The 14852-nt window shown below is 68.8% G+C and carries 12 protein-coding genes; 5 read left to right on the top strand and 7 right to left on the bottom strand.

The features are described from left to right. Positions 1-59: 59 nt before the first annotated feature. Together AC1Z3O_RS10530 and AC1Z3O_RS10525 are read left to right on the top strand one after the other, a co-directional pair. A complete protein-coding gene (locus AC1Z3O_RS10530; protein WP_483515666.1) occupies positions 60-857 on the top strand; it encodes a hypothetical protein in 798 nt (265 codons plus the stop codon). 127 nt (positions 858-984) lie between these two features. Further along, entirely contained in the window at positions 985-2055 is a 1071-nt protein-coding gene (locus AC1Z3O_RS10525) for a M14 family metallopeptidase (protein ID WP_483517575.1), read from the top strand. 48 nt (positions 2056-2103) lie between these two features. Here the strand turns inward: AC1Z3O_RS10525 and prmB are convergent, their stop codons facing one another. The 6 genes from prmB to dapC all read right to left on the bottom strand — a co-directional run bounded on the left by prmB (position 2104) and on the right by dapC (position 7330). Further along, complete coding sequence (gene prmB, locus AC1Z3O_RS10520) at positions 2104-2997, bottom strand: 50S ribosomal protein L3 N(5)-glutamine methyltransferase (RefSeq protein WP_483515665.1); 894 nt, start codon at positions 2995-2997, stop codon at positions 2104-2106. Positions 2998-3050: 53 nt separating this feature from the next. Then, a complete protein-coding gene (gene dapE / locus AC1Z3O_RS10515) occupies positions 3051-4202 on the bottom strand; it encodes a succinyl-diaminopimelate desuccinylase (protein ID WP_483515664.1) in 1152 nt (383 codons plus the stop codon). Between the two features lie 127 nt (positions 4203-4329). Further along, entirely contained in the window at positions 4330-4677 is a 348-nt protein-coding gene (locus AC1Z3O_RS10510) for an ArsC family reductase (RefSeq protein WP_483515663.1), read from the bottom strand. Between the two features lie 111 nt (positions 4678-4788). Further along, entirely contained in the window at positions 4789-5145 is a 357-nt protein-coding gene (locus AC1Z3O_RS10505) for a hypothetical protein (protein ID WP_483517574.1), read from the bottom strand. A gap of 91 nt (positions 5146-5236) precedes the next feature. Further along, positions 5237-6064 (bottom strand): 2,3,4,5-tetrahydropyridine-2,6-dicarboxylate N-succinyltransferase, encoded by an 828-nt coding sequence (gene dapD, locus AC1Z3O_RS10500; protein ID WP_483515662.1) that lies wholly within the window; start codon positions 6062-6064, stop codon positions 5237-5239. A gap of 63 nt (positions 6065-6127) precedes the next feature. Beyond that, on the bottom strand, positions 6128-7330 hold the full coding sequence (gene dapC, locus AC1Z3O_RS10495; RefSeq protein ID WP_483515661.1) for a succinyldiaminopimelate transaminase: 1203 nt from the start codon (positions 7328-7330) through the stop codon (positions 6128-6130). A 252-nt stretch (positions 7331-7582) separates the two neighbouring features. On the opposite strand from dapC, the gene AC1Z3O_RS10490 reads away from it, so the two are divergent. After that, positions 7583-8593 (top strand): DMT family transporter, encoded by a 1011-nt coding sequence (locus AC1Z3O_RS10490; protein WP_483515660.1) that lies wholly within the window; start codon positions 7583-7585, stop codon positions 8591-8593. Here the strand turns inward: AC1Z3O_RS10490 and AC1Z3O_RS10485 are convergent. Next, a complete protein-coding gene (locus AC1Z3O_RS10485) occupies positions 8587-9414 on the bottom strand; it encodes a ferritin-like domain-containing protein (protein WP_483515659.1) in 828 nt (275 codons plus the stop codon). The genes AC1Z3O_RS10490 and AC1Z3O_RS10485 overlap by 7 nt on opposite strands. A gap of 418 nt (positions 9415-9832) precedes the next feature. Between AC1Z3O_RS10485 and smc the strand changes: the two genes are divergently transcribed. Then, positions 9833-13351, top strand: coding sequence for a chromosome segregation protein SMC (smc, locus tag AC1Z3O_RS10480; RefSeq protein WP_483515658.1), 3519 nt, complete (start codon positions 9833-9835; stop codon positions 13349-13351). A gap of 91 nt (positions 13352-13442) precedes the next feature. After that, positions 13443-14846: a cell division protein ZipA C-terminal FtsZ-binding domain-containing protein gene (locus tag AC1Z3O_RS10475; RefSeq protein WP_483515657.1), complete on the top strand. Its 1404-nt coding sequence runs from the start codon at positions 13443-13445 to the stop codon at positions 14844-14846. Positions 14847-14852 lie beyond the last annotated feature (6 nt).

Below are 14852 nucleotides of genomic sequence, written 5' to 3'. Positions count from 1 at the left end.
CGCGGTCCGGCACGTCCGCGCTACCGGTATCACCCGCAATACGTGCACCACCCCGAACCATGAATGCAGTCAAAGCAGGCGGCTGGACCGCCGTGCGCAAGGATTTCGTCGACCCGGCCACGCGCTGCCACGAGCACACCGCACAGGCGGAGCACCACGGCTTCGGCAACGGCCAGGCCTATATCCTGTGCGATGAGCAGGGCCTCGAACACCCCTTCGGCGAGGCCTGCGCGCGTGCAGTACTGGCCGATCCTGCCGCGTTGATGCTGGTGCCGGACTATACCGAGCGGGACGCCGGCCGGCAGCCGGCTACGCTGCTGCCGGAGGCGGCCGGGCCTGGAACGGGCGGCGGTGGCCTGGCGCCGGCCGCCGGGGCGCCGCGCGCGCGGGCCAGGGCGGCTTCCCGGACCGCTTTGCAGGAGGAGGCGCGCCGCCACGCGCTCGCCTTGCGCTACCTGGTGCTGCGCGTGGAAAAAGTGGCGGCGGTGCCGAGAGTGCAGCCGACGGTACGCTTTGCGCCGCTCGAAGAGTTGTATGCCGCCTACCAGCGCAGCGGCCGGCTCACGGCGGCGCAGGTCGGCCGCATCCTTGCCATCGAGAGCAGTCCTACCACGCCGTACAAGCTGAAGAGCGTCAACCTGCTGGATGTCTACACCGCGCATACCAAGCTGCTGTGGCGCATGGCGCAATCGCGCAGCCTTTCGGAGCAGCGCTTCCTGCGCGGGCTGGAGGACTGGCTGGCGCGCCACCTGATGCTGACACCAGCGCAGATCGAGAGCGGCGGGCTGGCGCTGCACCCGGCCGCCTTCCTCGCTCCTGAACCGCGCGCCGCGCAAGCCCGGCTGCCGGATTTCTGACGGCGCCCGCGCGGCGCGCAATGCCCGGGCCGGCCCCGCAGGCCGGAGGTGCGGGGGGAAGGGGGCGCGGTGGAATCGGCGTCTGAATTGGCGTCTAATGAAGCGTTCCCACTCGCCCGCCGACACCATGTCAGCCTTCTCGCGCAGCTATGCCGAAGCCCGGCAGAAGTTCCTCGACGCCGCGCGGGATGCCGGCGCACAGGTGTCGACCTTTCCGCACCCGACGCGGATCGGTGCCGAGGGCGAGGACCTGGCCATCGATGCGGCCTGGGCCGGCGCTGAGTCGGCGCGGCACTGCCTGCTGGTGACATCGGGCATGCACGGGGTGGAAGGCTTCTGTGGATCGGGCGCGCAGATCGCCCTGCTGCGCGACGCCGCGCTGCTAGCGCAGGTGCGTGCGGCGGATGCGGCGCTGCTGCTGGTGCATGCGCTCAATCCCTACGGCTTTTCGCACCTGCGCAGAGTCAACGAGGACAACGTCGACCTGAATCGCAACTTCATGGATTTCAGCAAGCCGTTGCCCGACAACGCAGCCTATGCGGAATTGGCGCCCCTGCTGTTGCCGGCGCGCTGGCCCGCCTCGCAGGAGGACGAATGCAGGCTGCTGAAGACGGTGGCCGAGAAGGGGCTGGCCTGGTACCAGGCCGCCGTCAGCGCCGGGCAGTACGCATTTCCGGACGGCTTGTTCTTCGGCGGGCAGAAGGCTAGCTGGAGCAACTACACCTTGCGCCGGCTGCTGGCACGCTTCGGCGCCGGCCGCGACAGCCTGCGCTGGCTGGACATCCATACCGGGCTCGGTCCCTGGGGCTACGGCGAGCCGATCTACATGGGACCGGACCAGGCGCGCCAGCTTGCACGGACCCAGGCCATCTGGGGCAGCGCGGTGACCTCGATCTACGACGGCTCCTCGACGTCCGCCAGCCTCACGGGCATGGCCTGGCTGGCCGTGCCCGAAACCCTGCCCGCCATCGACTTCGCCGGCATCGCGCTGGAGTTCGGCACGCTGCCGGTCGGCGACGTGCTGGATGCCCTGCGCGGAGACCACTGGCTGCACCAGCATCCGGAAGCCGACGAGGGGCAGCGCCAGCTGATCCACCAGGCCATGTGGCGCGCCTTCTACGGCGATACCGACGAATGGCGCGAGGGCGTGCTCGAACAGGTGCGCGAGGCCGCGGTCAAGGCGCTGGCCGGCTGGTGACCGGCGCAGCGCGGGCCATGGGCCCCGGGGCCCCGCTGGGCCGCCGGCTCAGTCCGGCAGCGCGTCGTAGGTGAGCAGGAAAACCTGGTCATCGCCGGCGCTGACTGGCAGCCAGACGATCTCCAGATCTGGGAACGCGGCCTCCACGTTGGCGTGCTCGTTGCCGATCTCGATCACCAGCACGCCGCCCGGGTTCAGGCGCGCCTTCGCGCCGGCGATGATGCGGCGCACCACGTCCATGCCGTCGTCCCCGCCTGCCAGCGCGATGCGCGGCTCGGCCAGGTATTCGGCCGGCAGCGCCTGCATCGAGGTTTCGTTGACGTAGGGCGGGTTGCTCAGGATCACGTCGTAGGTGGCGCCGTGTGGCAGCGGGGCGTAGAGGTCGCCCTCGAACAGATGGATGCGCTCGCCCATCTTGTAGTCGGCCACATTGCGCCGGGCCACCGCCAGCGCGTCGGGCGAGATGTCGACCGCATCGATCTTCGCCTGCGGCCAGACGTGCGCGGCGAGGATGGGCAGGCAGCCCGAACCGGTGCACAGCTCCAGCACCGGGCCGATCCCGGCGATGTCGCCCAGCCAGGGCTCCAGGCCTTCCTGCAGCAGTTCGCCGATGAAGCTGCGCGGCACGATCACGCGCGAGTCAACATAGAAGCGCAGGCCGTGCATATAGGCCTCATGCGTGATGTAGGCGGCCGGCACGCGTTCCTTGACGCGGCGCTCGATCACAGCCAGCACGGCCTCGATTTCCTCGGGCAGCAGGCGTGCGTCGAGAAAGGGGTCCAGGGTGTCGAGCGGCAGGCGCAGCGTGTGCAGCACCAGATAGGCCGCCTCGTCATAGGCGTTGGCGCTGCCGTGGCCGAAGGAAAGCTGGGCCGCGGTGAAGCGGGACACGGCCAGGCGCAGCAGGTCGCGCACAGTGCGCAGCGGGGAAGGGGTTGGCATGGGTTTGGTTCTCGGTTGAACGCGCGATGTGGTCAGTGGGACGGGAGCCGCGCTCAGGCGACCAGGCGTTCCAGCACGCCGCGGTAGATGTTCTTCAGCGGCTCGATAAAGCGCACCTCGACGTGCTCGTCGATCTTGTGGATGCTGGCATTGGGCGGGCCGAATTCCACCACCTGCGGGCAGATCTTGGCGATGAAGCGGCCATCCGAGGTGCCGCCGGTGGTCGACAGCTCGGTGGTGACGCCGGTCTCGGTGGCGATGGCTGCGGCCATCGCGTCGGAGAGCTCGCCGCGCGGGGTCAGGAAGGGCTCGCCGCCGAGGGTCCAGGCCAGGTCGAAGTCCAGGCCGTGGCGGTAGAGGATGGCTTGCACGCGTGCCTTCAGGCCTTCGGGCGTGCTGGCCGTCGAGAAGCGGAAGTTGAAATCGATGGTGATGTGGCCGGGGATCACATTGGTCGCGCCGGTGCCGCCGTGGATGTTCGACATCTGCCAGGTGGTGGGCGGGAAGTACTCATTGCCCTCGTCCCAGCGCTCCGCCACCAGTTCGGCCAGCGCCGGCGCGGCCAGGTGAATAGGATTGCGGGCCAGGTGCGGGTAGGCGATATGGCCCTGCACGCCCTTGACCACCAGCTTGCCCGACAGCGAGCCGCGGCGGCCGTTCTTGACCGTGTCACCCAGCGTGTCGACCGAGGTCGGTTCGCCCACCACGCAGTAGTCGAGGCGTTCGCCGCGCGCGGCCAGCGCTTCCACCACCTTGACGGTGCCGTCGTGTGCCGGGCCTTCTTCGTCGCTGGTGATCAGGAAGGCGATCGAGCCGGCGTGGTTGGGGTGGGCCTGGATGAATTCCTCGACCGCGACGACGAAACCGGCGATCGAGGTCTTCATGTCGGCCGCGCCGCGGCCATAGAGCTTGCCATCACGATGCGTGGGCGCGAAGGGGTCCGAATGCCATTGTTCGAGCGGACCGGTCGGCACCACGTCGGTGTGGCCGGCGAACACCAGCAGCTTGCCTTCCTTGCCCTTGGCGCCGCGGCGCACTGCCCACAGGTTGGTGACGCGGAATTCGTCGGGGCCGCTGACAATGGATTCGCAGGTGAAGCCCAGCGCCTTCAGGCGGGTCTCCAGCACGGCCTGGCAGCCTTCGTCGGCCGGCGTAACGGAGCGGCGGCGGATCAGGTCTTCGGTGAGGGCGAGGGTGGTGGTCATGGGGTAAATCGCTTGGCTAGTTGCGCCCGGGCCGCGAAGCGCGGCGGGCGCGGGGGCATATTGGGCGGTAGTTTACGCCTTTGTGCCGCGCCGCCCGTGGCGGCGGCGCGCTTGCTTCAGGCTGGCTTCAGAACAGGGCCGCGTAGCTGTCGGCAGAGAATCCCACCGCGACCTTGCCGGCTTGCTCCAGCACGGGGCGCTTGATCAGCGAGGGGCTCTGCTGCATCAGCGCGATGGCGCCGGCCTCGTCCTCGGCACGTGCCTTGTCTGCATCCGACAAGGCACGCCACGTGGTGCCCTTGCGGTTGAGCAGCGTGGCCAGCGGCACATGCGCGAGCCAGCCGCGCAGCAGCGCTTCACTGACGCCTTGCTTCTTGAAATCGTGGAAGGTGTAGGCGACGCCGTTGCTGTCGAGCCAGGTGCGGGCCTTCTTGACGGTGTCGCAGTTGGGAATGCCGTAGAGCAGGACGGTCATGGAGCTTGCCTCAGCTTACGCTGCGTGTGGTGCTTGTGCGGGGAGGGCCGGCCCTGCGGGCGGCCCGCGATCGGGAAAGCGGGGAATGCGGGAAATCCGGGCGTGCCGCGCTCAGCGCAGCAGCAGGTTCAGCGAGACGACCAGGGCGCCGATGCCGAGTGCCACGCCGGCCATTGCCACCGCCGTCATCAGGCGCAGCCGGCGATCCAGCCGTGCGGCTTCCTTGCGCAGCGCCTCGATGGTGATAGCGTGCTGCTCGGCCAGCAGCTTGACGGCTTCGGCCTGCTGCATGGCAGCGGATTCCAGCTCGGCGATGCGCGCGGCCGGGTCGCGCGCGCCGGCGCCTGTCCCGCCGTCATCCTCGCGGCGGCGCCCCTTCTTGATCTTCTCGATGGTCTTGTTGGCCTGCTCGAGAATGGTCGGCAGCAGCGAAAGGACGGTGCTGACGGTGGCGGGATCCAGGGCCATGATGCGCTTGCGTAGGGAGGACACGATCATCTCGCGCGGCGCCCGCCGCGCCGCCCTTCGGGGCGGTGGCGGGCGTGTCGCGCGCCGTCGCTCAGTCGCCGCGCAGCAGGTCGTTCAGGCTGGTCTTGGCGCGCGTCTGCGCGTCGACCTTCTTGACGATGACAGCGCAGTACAGGCTGTACTTGCCGTCCTTGGAGGGCAGGTTGCCCGCCACCACCACCGAGCCCGCCGGCACGCGGCCGTAGTGGATCTCGCCGGTTTCGCGGTCGTAGATCTTGGTCGACTGGCCCAGGTAGACGCCCATCGAGATCACCGAGTTCTCTTCGACGATCACGCCTTCCACCACCTCGGAGCGCGCGCCGATGAAGCAGTTGTCCTCGATGATGACCGGGTTGGCCTGCAGCGGCTCCAGCACGCCGCCGATGCCGACGCCGCCGGACAGGTGCACGTTCTTGCCGATCTGCGCGCAGGAGCCGACGGTGGCCCAGGTGTCGACCATGGTGCCTTCATCGACGTAGGCGCCGATGTTGACGTAGGAGGGCATCAGCACTGCGTTGCGGGCGATGAAGGAGCCGCGGCGCGCCACGGCCGGGGGCACCACGCGGAAGCCACCCTTGGCGAAGTCGTCGGCGCTCCAGTCGGCGAACTTGCTCGGCACCTTGTCATAGAACTGGGTGAAGCCGCCGGCGGCCATCGGCGCGTTGTCTTCCAGGCGGAAGGACAGCAGCACGGCCTTCTTGATCCACTGGTTGACGATCCAGTCCTTGCCCTGCTTCTCGGCCACGCGCAGCGTGCCGGCATCGAGCTGGCCGATGACGCTGGCCACTGCTTCGCGGATATCGTTGGGGGCGGACTTCGGCGACAGGCTGGCGCGGTCTTCCCAGGCCTGGTCGATCAGGGCTTGCAGTGCTTGCGTCATATGCGTTTCTTGATGGTTAAGCGTTGTCTACAACAGTCTCTGGTCTCTGGACGAGCCGGGCGGTCAGCCCAGCGCCTTGCAGAATTCCACGATGCGGCGGGCACCTTCGAGGCATTCCTCGGGGGTGGCCACCAGGGCCATGCGCACGCGCCCGGCGCCCGGGTTGATGCCGCCGGCCTCGCGTGCCAGGTAGCTGCCGGGCAGCACGGTGACATTCTGCTCGGCCAGCAGGCGCGCGGCGAATTCGGTATCGGCGAGGCCGGTGCGCGACACATCGGCCCACAGGTAGAAGCCGGCATCGGGCAGCGCCACGTCGAGCACCTCGGCGAGCATCGGCGTCACTTCGTTGAACTTGCGCACATAGGCGGCGCGGTTGTCGCGCACGTGCGCCTCGTCGTTCCAGGCCGCCACGCTGGCCGCCTGCACCGCCGGGTTCATGGCGCCGCCATGGTAGGTGCGGTAGAGCAGGAATTTCTTCAGCAGCGCGGCGTCGCCGGCCACGAAGCCCGAGCGCAGGCCGGGCACGTTGGAGCGCTTGGACAGGCTGGAGAACATCACCAGGCGCTCGAAGCCGCGGCCCAGCTTGTGGGCGGCCTCCAGCGCGCCCAGCGGTGCGCGGCCTTCGTCGAAGTAGATCTCGGAATAGCACTCGTCCGAGGCGATCACGAAGCCATGGCGATCGGACAGCGCGAACAGCTGCTTCCAGTCTTCCAGCGACAGCACCGCGCCGGTCGGATTGCCCGGCGAGCACACATAGGCGAGCTGCACGCGCGACCAGCTGGCGTCATCGAGGCGGTCGAAGGCGGGCGCGAAGTTGCGCGCCGGGTCGCTGTTGGCGAGCAACGGCGTGGCGCCGGCCAGCAGGGCCGCGCCTTCGTAGATCTGGTAGAAGGGGTTCGGGCACAGCACCAGCGCGCCGGGCTTGCTGCCGTCGACCACGGTCTGGGCGAAGGCGAACAGCGCCTCGCGCGAGCCGGTCACCGGCAGTACCTCGCTGGCCGGGTCGACCTTGGGCAGGCTGTAGCGGCGCTCCAGCCAGGCGGCGATGGCCTGGCGCAGCGCGTCGGAGCCTGCCGTTGTGGGATAATTCGCCAGTCCCGCCAGCGACTGGGCCAGCGCCGTCTTGATGAACTCAGGCGTCGGGTGCTTGGGTTCGCCGATGCCGAAGCTGATTGCCGGCTTCGCGGCATTGGGCTTCACGTCCGCGAAGAGCACCCGCAGTTTCTCAAACGGGTAGGGCTGGAGCAGGTCGAGGCGCGGATTCACGTTCTGGTTCAGGGCCGGTTGAAACCGAGCATTATAGAGGAACAGGGCGCGTTGCCGCGTACCGCGCGGGGCTTTCGGCGCGCCCCGGGTGCGCCGGGGCCCATGCCAGTGCCGATGCCGGTGCCTGCTGCGCGCTGCGTGGCGGGCGGCGATCACGACCGTGCCCGCTCATGCCCGTGCTCGCCTGCGCCCGGTCCGGCCTGTTCACGCAGTTTTTGCCCTGTTCGCCCCTATCCCTTGCCTTCGGGTCCGATGAGCGCCTCTTCCATTGCATTGCAGCACGACGCTGCCGACCTCAACCCGGTCAAATCCTCCCTGTCCATCCTGCTGGGCGCCTCGGTCTGGGGCATCGCCTGGTTTCCCTACCGCGTGCTGGCCGGCTGGGGGCTGGGCGGCCTGCGTGCCGCGGCGCTGGTGAGCCTGATCGCCGCGCTGATCGCGCTGCTGGCCTTCCGCCGCCACCTGGGCGGCCTGCGCCGCTCCTGGCTTTTCCTGGCGATCGGGCTGGCCGCAGGCATCACCAATGCCGGCTTCGTCTGGGGCAGCGTCAACGGCCACGTCATGCGGGTCTTGCTGCTCTTCTACCTGACCCCGGTCTGGACCGCACTGTTCGCCCGGCTGTGGCTGGGCGAGCGCCTGTCGGCCATGGGCCTGGCGCTGGTGGCGCTGGCGCTGGGCGGCGCGGGCCTGATGCTGTGGTCGCCCGAGGCCGGCCTGCCGGTGCCGGCCAACCTCGCGGAATGGGCGGGGCTGGTCGCCGGCATGGGCTTCGCCGTCAATAATGTGCTGTCCCGCCACGCCGGCCAGCGCCTGCCGCAGGTTGACGCGCGCGTGCGCACGGTCGCCGTCTTCCTGGGCAGCGTGGCCGTCAGCGCGCCCTGCGCCTTGTGGCTGGAGCCCGCGCTGGCGGGGCCGGCCGCCGGCCGCGACGGCGCCGTGCTGCTGCTGGCGGTGGCGCTGGCGGGCACCCTGGTGCTGGGCAATGCCGTGGTCCAGTACGGGCTGCAGCGCCTGCCGGCCAACCGGGTGTCGCTGCTGATGCTGTTCGAGATCGTGGTGGCGGCCTTGTCGTCCTGGTGGCTGGCGGCGGAGACGCTGAGCTGGAAGGAGGGGGCGGGCGGCTTGTGCATCGTGGCGGCCGGCGCGCTGTCGGGGCTGGTGCACCGTGCGCGGCCGCGTGCACCCGGACGGGCTGCCGAGACGGCGAGAGCGGCGGGGGCGGCGGGGGCGGCGGGGGCGGCGGGGGACAGCCCCGCTCAGTGAAGCATCGCGCGTGACACCAGCGCGATCAGGGGGCGGTGGAGGGTGCGCTCTACGCCGCTGTGCAGGCGCAGGGGGCGCAACAGCATCTTGACTGCCATATCGACCGGCAGGTGGCGCCGCACAATGCCGCTGACTCTCGAGTGCAAGGTCCGTACCTCGCGCTCGGACACGGCCTCGATGCCCCGCTCCACGCGCAGGACGTTGCGCAGGGCAATCTCGGCATCCTCGTTCTTGATCTCGGCCAGGCGCCGTACCAGCGCACCCAGCACGCGGGTGCGGCCGACGCCCTCGCGGCCGCGGAAATCATTGAAATAGCGGTAGAAATGCTTGTAGTGGCGCACTTCGTCGTCGGCAATGCGGCGGCTCAGCTTGCGCAGCACCGGTTCGTCCGAGGCCTGCTCGATGGCGCGGTACAGCGCCGCGGTGCCGGTTTCCACCACGCAGCGTGCCGCCATCTCCAGCGCAAGAGTCCGTTCGAAATTGTCGATGGAGCAGGTGGCGCGGTATTCGTCGAAAAAGCGCGCGAATCCGCGTTCCCAGTCGAACTCGGGCCACACGCGCTCCACGTAGTGCCGCAGGGCGAGGCCGTGCTGCAGTTCCTCGGCTTCCCAGTGCTCGGTCAGCCAGGTCGCGGTTTCCGGCGCGTCGACATAGTAGGTGGCCAGGTTGCCTGCGTAGGTGTCGGAGCCGCTTTCAATGAAGGACGACGCCGTCAACAGGTAGAACAGCAGGCGGTTGGGACGCATCCGCCCGATGTCGATGGCGCCGTAGTCGATCTCGTCGACGGACCACGGCAGGCGGGGCGGAGATGATGCGGTCATGCTCGATCCTCCCAGGAAAGGACGCGAAAACGCTTCGCATGGGTTCCGGCCAGGGGTGGGCATAAGGGGTCACGCTGTCATTCAGAGACTAGCATCAACCCTGATAAGTTTCTCGTTCACCTTGTATCGGGCTGTGTCGGGCGGGGGAGCGCGGCGGCAGCTTCTGCGCAGCTTGTGAGAAAGTGCTTGCAACCACGCCTGTAAACGGCGGATCTTGCAGCGAAAGTGATGCCTGGCCTGCGCGAAAAGGCGGCCGGATGCGGGATGGGCGATGGTATGATTAGCGCCAGCCATCGGGCACGCCAGGGCTGCGGGAGGCGCAAGGAGCACTTGAGTGCGGCGCCGCACCACTCGCCAGCGGCTCGGCGACTGCCCGTTTCCTCGAACGCTTTCCTACGCCGATTCCACACGACCAACCGTGCGACTGTCCTCGATCAAACTGGCGGGCTTCAAGTCCTTCGTCGATCCCACCAATTTTCAAGTGCCTGGCCAACTGGTCGGCATTGTCGGTCCCAACGGCTGCGGCAAATCGAACATCATCGACGCGGTGCGCTGGGTGCTGGGCGAGTCACGCGCCTCGGAGCTGCGCGGCGAGTCCATGCAGGACGTCATCTTCAACGGCTCGACTGCGCGCAAGCAGGCGGGCCGCGCCAGCGTGGAGCTGGTATTCGACAATGCCGAAGGGCGCGCCAACGGCCAGTGGAGCCAATACGCCGAGGTTGCGGTCAAGCGCGTGCTGACGCGCGACGGCACCTCGTCCTACTACATCAATAACCAGCCGGTGCGCCGGCGCGACATCCAGGACATCTTCCTGGGCACGGGCCTGGGCCCGCGCGCCTACGCCATCATCGGCCAGGGCATGATCTCGCGCATCATCGAGGCCAAGCCCGAGGACCTGCGCATCTTCCTGGAGGAAGCCGCCGGCGTCTCCAAGTACAAGGAACGACGCCGCGAGACCGAAAACCGTCTTTCCGACACCCGCGAGAACCTGACCCGCGTCGAGGACATCCTGCGCGAGCTGGGCAATAACCTCGAGAAGCTCGAAGGCCAGGCCGAAGTGGCGCAGCGCTACAAGGCGCTGCAGTCCGACGGCGAAGAGAAGCAGCACCTGCTGTGGATGCTGCGCAAGCGCGAGGCGCTGGCCGAGCAGGAACGCCACCAGCGCGCCATCGAGCAGGCCCAGATCGACCTGGAGGCCCAGACGGCCCAGTTGCGCCACGTCGAGGCGGAGCTGGAGACCATGCGCGCCGCGCACTATGGCGCCTCTGACAATATGCACGCCGCGCAAGGCGCGCTGTATGAGGCCAACGCCGAGGTCAGCAAGCTGGAGGCCGAGATCCGCTACGTGGTGGAATCGCGCAACCGGGTGCAGGCGCAGATCGCCGCACTGACCACCCAGGGCGAGCAGTGGCGCGACAAGGCCGAGCAGGCTTCGGATGACTTGGCACAGGCGGAGGAAGAACTCGCGCTGGCCGAGGGCCGCAATATCGAGGCGCAGGATACGCTGGCCCAGCGCAGCGAGGAGCTACCCGCGCTCGAAGGGCAGTGGCGCGAGGCGCAGCAGCTGCTCAACGAGCAGCGCGCCGGCATCATCCAGGCCGAGCAGGCGCTCAAGCTGGAGGCCGCGCAGCAGCGCAGCGCCGATCAGATGCTGCAGCAGCTCGAACAGCGCCGCGAGCGCCTGGCCGGCGAAGAAAAAGGGCTGGATCGCCCCGATGACGTCCGCCTGGAAGAACTGCGCGCCGAACTGGCCGAGCAGGAAGCCATGCTGGAGGAATCCCAGGCGGCCCTGGGCGAGGCCGAGGAAAGCGTGCCCCGCCTGGATGCCGAGCGCCGCGCCGCGCAGGAGCGCGTGCAGGGCGAGGCCGCCGCCATCGCCACGCTGGAGGCGCGCCTGTCGGCGCTCAAGCAGCTCCAGGACAGCGTGCAGACCGAGGGCAAGGTGCAGCCCTGGCTGGCCCAGCACGACCTGGCCGAGCTGCCGCGGCTGTGGAAGAAGATTCATATCGAACCCGGCTGGGAGAACGCGCTGGAGTCTGTGCTGCGCGAGAAGCTGGCCGCGCTCGAAGTCTCCAACCTGGACTGGGTCAAGGCCTTCCTCTCCGATGCGCCGCCGGCCAAGCTGGCCTTCTATGCGCCGCCCGTGGCTGCGCGGCCGCAAGAGACCCCGCCCGGCCTGCGCCCGCTGATGGCGCTGGTGCAGATTGCCGAGCCGGGCATCCGCGCGGTGATGCAGGACTGGCTGGCCAATGTCTATACCGCCGCCGACATGGCCACCGCCCTGGCAGGCCGCGCCGCGCTGCCCGAGGGCGCCACCTTCGTGGTGGCAGAGGGTCACCTGGTCGGCCGCAATGCCGTGCAGCTGTACGCGGCGGATTCCGAGCAGGCCGGCATGCTGGCGCGCGCGCAGGAGATCGAGAACCTGCAGAAGCAGGTGCGCGCGCAGACCCTGCTGGCCGACGAGGCCAAGACGCAATCGGTACGCGTGGAGACGGCCTACACCCATGCCAGCCGCGTGCTGATCGAGGCGCGCACGCGCAGCGAGCAGGCCACGCGGCGCGTGCACGCGCTGCAGATGGACGTGCTCAAGCTGTCGCAGGCGATGGAGCGTTACGCCGCGCGCAGCGGCCAGATCCGCGAAGAGCTCGAGGAGATCGCGGCGCAGGTCGAGGAGCAGCGCGCCATCCGCGCGGAATCCGAGGCCAGCTTCGAGCAGCACGACGCCACGCTGGCCGACCAGCAGGCCGCCCACGAGGCCCATCAGGGCGCCTTCGAGGCGCTCGACGGCCGCCTGGCAGCGGCCCGCCAGCAATTGCGCGAACTGGAGCGTGGCGCACAGGAAGCCGTGTTTTCCGAGCGCAACCTGGGCAACCGCATCGAGGAACTGCGCCGCAATATCCAGGTGGCCGCCGACCAAAGCGAGCGCATCGCCGAATCGCTGGAGAATGCGCGCGCCGAGCTGGAGACCATCAACGAGCAGACCGCGCACACGGGGCTGCAGGAAGCGCTCGAAGTGCGCGCCGGCAAGGAAGAGAAGCTCAATGCCGCGCGCATCGAGCTCGATACGCTGTCGGCCCAGCTGCGCCAGTTCGACGAACAGCGCCTGGCCGCCGAGCGCAGCCTGCAGCCGCTGCGCGACCGCATCACGGAGTGTCAGCTCAAGGAGCAGGCCGCGCGCCTGAACCAGGAGCAGTTTGCCGAGCAGCTCACCGCTGCCGAGGTCGACGAGGCGGCGCTGGCCGGCAAGCTGAGCGCCGACCTGAAGCCGTCCTGGCTGCAGGGCGAGGTCACGCGCATCAACAACGCCATCAACGCGTTGGGCCCCGTCAATATGGCGGCGCTCGACGAACTGGCGGCGGCGCGCGAGCGCAAGACCTTCCTCGATGCGCAATCGGCCGATCTGAACGATGCGATCCAGACGCTGGAAGACGCCATCAGCAAGATCGACCAGGAAACCCGCACGCTGCTGCAGGGCACCTTCGACCACGTCAATATGCACTTCGGCGAGCTGTTCCCGCAGCTGTTCGGCGGTGGCCAGGCGCGGCTGATCATGACCGGCGAGGAGATCCTCGATGCCGGCGTGCAGGTCATGGCGCAGCCGCCGGGCAAGAAGAACTCGACCATCCACCTGCTGTCGGGCGGGGAGAAGGCGCTGACCGCGATCGCCCTGGTGTTCGCCATGTTCCAGCTCAACCCGGCGCCGTTCTGCCTGCTGGACGAGGTCGACGCACCGCTGGACGACGCCAACACCGACCGCTACGCCAAGATGGTGGCGCGCATGTCGGACAAGACGCAGTTTGTCTTCATCTCGCACAACAAGATCGCGATGGAGATCGCCCAGCAACTGATCGGCGTGACGATGCAGGAGCAGGGCGTGTCGCGCATCGTCGCGGTGGACATGGACGCCGCGATGTCGATGGTGGAAGAAGCGGCCTGATCATCGTCCGACCCGGCGCATGCCGGCCGGGTCGGAGCTAGAATTCTTAGAATCAATGAACAACAACATCCACAAGGGAGCCGCAGCATAAATGGACCTGCAAACCGCTCTGATCGTCGCCGGTCTCGTCCTGCTGCTGCTGGTGGTGGCCTATAACCAGTGGCAGATCCGCAAGGCCCGCCGGCCGCATGCGCTGCAACCCGACGACGGCCTGCCGCCGATGCGCGAACCGGGCCTTGAACTGCCGCCCGGCGCCGACTATCCCGACCATTCCGAACACCCCCAGTCCGGCGAGCCCGCCGGGCAGGGCCAGTCCGCTCACGCGCAGCCGGCGGTGAAGCCGGTGCCCGCCAAGGCCAAGGTGCCGGCCCCGGCCCCAGCCCCCACACCGGCGGCCGCCCCGGCAGCGCTGCGGCGCGAGCCGACCTTGTCGGCCTCGCCGCTGGACGCGGCGGCGGCCATCGGTGCGGCCGCGTCGACCGATGCCGACCAGGCGCTCGCCGACGAGGTGGCGGTGGCGGCCAGCGTGGCCGAAGAGGATGTTCAGCAAGCCGCTGCCGATGCCCAGCCCGAGGCCGAAACCCCGGAGCAGGAAGCGGCCCCGACCGAGCCGCCCAGCCACGATGAAGGCATGAGGCCGGAAGTCCTCGAAGGCCAGCCGATGCCCGCGCTCATCGATCCGCTGATCGACTGCATCGTGCCGATGCATCTGGAGCGCAAGGCCTCCGGCGATCGCATCCTGCCCTTGACCGGACGGCTGCGCCGCGCCGGCACCAAGCAGGTCCATATCGAAGGCCTGCGTGTCGAGGCCAACGCCTGGGAGGCGGTCACCGCCGGCCACCAGTACGATGACCTGCAGGTCGCGGTGCAGATCGCCAACCGCGGCGGCCCGCTCAATGCGCTGGAATTCTCCGAGTTCGTCAACGCCGTGGAAGGCCTGGCCGAGGCGCTGGATGCCTCGGCGGACCTGCCCGACATGAGCGAGAACGTGGCCAACGGCCGCGAGCTGGACAGTTTCGCCGCCGCTTGCGACGTGCAGCTCGGCGTCAACGTGATCTCCGACGGCGCGCCCTGGTCGGCCGCCTACGTGCAAACCGTGGCGACCCAGGACGGCCTCGTGCTGTCGCGCGACGGCACGCGCTTCACGCGCTACCAGGCCGGCGCGGACGGCGTGCAGCGCGCGCTGTTCACGCTGCAGTTCGGCGACACCAACTTCCTGCGCGATGACCTGACAGTCAAGGCCGGCCGCCAGATCACGCTGCTGCTCGACGTGCCGCAGGTGGCGCGCGCCACCAAGCCGTTCAAGACCGTCTGCGAATATGGCCACAGCCTGGCGCAACGCATGGGCGCGCGGCTGGTCGACGACAATATGCACCCGCTGACTGAGGCGTCCTTCATCGCCATCTTCGGCCAGCTCGAAGTGCTGTACGACAAGCTGGAGGCGCGCGGCATGCCTGCGGGCTCGCCGGTGGCGCTGCGCCTGTTCAGCATCTAGTCCGGA

Source organism: Cupriavidus sp. 09_S30 (genome assembly GCF_056930435.1).
The sequence above is the reverse complement of the archived record's forward strand: the minus strand, read 5'-3'. Positions and strand labels throughout refer to the sequence as shown.

Excerpts from the sequence above, each read along its gene's own strand:
- AC1Z3O_RS10530 (WP_483515666.1), top strand. The coding sequence starts at position 60 with ATGAATGCAGTCAAAGCAGGCGGCTGGACCGCCGTGCGCAAGGATTTC.
- AC1Z3O_RS10525 (WP_483517575.1), top strand. The coding sequence starts at position 985 with ATGTCAGCCTTCTCGCGCAGCTATGCCGAAGCCCGGCAGAAGTTCCTC.
- prmB (WP_483515665.1), bottom strand. The coding sequence starts at position 2,997 with ATGCCAACCCCTTCCCCGCTGCGCACTGTGCGCGACCTGCTGCGCCTG.
- dapE (WP_483515664.1), bottom strand. The coding sequence starts at position 4,202 with ATGACCACCACCCTCGCCCTCACCGAAGACCTGATCCGCCGCCGCTCC.
- AC1Z3O_RS10510 (WP_483515663.1), bottom strand. The coding sequence starts at position 4,677 with ATGACCGTCCTGCTCTACGGCATTCCCAACTGCGACACCGTCAAGAAG.
- AC1Z3O_RS10505 (WP_483517574.1), bottom strand. The coding sequence starts at position 5,145 with ATGGCCCTGGATCCCGCCACCGTCAGCACCGTCCTTTCGCTGCTGCCG.
- dapD (WP_483515662.1), bottom strand. The coding sequence starts at position 6,064 with ATGACGCAAGCACTGCAAGCCCTGATCGACCAGGCCTGGGAAGACCGC.
- AC1Z3O_RS10490 (WP_483515660.1), top strand. The coding sequence starts at position 7,583 with ATGAGCGCCTCTTCCATTGCATTGCAGCACGACGCTGCCGACCTCAAC.
- AC1Z3O_RS10485 (WP_483515659.1), bottom strand. The coding sequence starts at position 9,414 with ATGACCGCATCATCTCCGCCCCGCCTGCCGTGGTCCGTCGACGAGATC.
- AC1Z3O_RS10475 (WP_483515657.1), top strand. The coding sequence starts at position 13,443 with ATGGACCTGCAAACCGCTCTGATCGTCGCCGGTCTCGTCCTGCTGCTG.